The organism is Polaribacter sargassicola (genome assembly GCF_021991835.1).
GTDB lineage: Bacteria > Bacteroidota > Bacteroidia > Flavobacteriales > Flavobacteriaceae > Polaribacter > Polaribacter sargassicola.
Map to the genome: position 1 here is coordinate 1 of NZ_JAHDAU010000172.1, position 300 is coordinate 300.

The following is a 300-nucleotide window of genomic DNA, read 5'->3' on the forward strand; positions in this document are numbered from 1 at the left end:
GACGAGTGCGAGACGGCTGGACACGTCCTTCGCCTCGGCGGCGACGATCATGCAGCGGGCGCAGCCCTCGAGGTGATCGTCGATGCGCTGCTGGGCGCGGGCGCCCAGGTTGCCGCGCGAGTAGGCACCGAGATGCTCGATGGTCCACTGGCAGTCGGAGCCCTCGCCGACGCTGCGCAGGTGCGCCTGGATCCAGGCCTCGCGCAGACCCTCACGGGCGCGGAACGTCAACTGCGACACGGCGCCGGCGCTCATTCCGAGCAGAGCGCCGATCGCGGCCGGCTTCATCTGCTCGATCTC

Annotated in this window: 1 protein-coding gene; it reads right to left on the reverse strand. The window is 70.7% G+C overall.

Going from position 1 to position 300, the window contains the following annotated elements; all coding sequences use genetic code 11:
* On the reverse strand, positions 1-300 hold a 300-nt coding region (locus KI686_RS17615; RefSeq protein ID WP_237590382.1), incomplete at both ends, for a zf-HC2 domain-containing protein.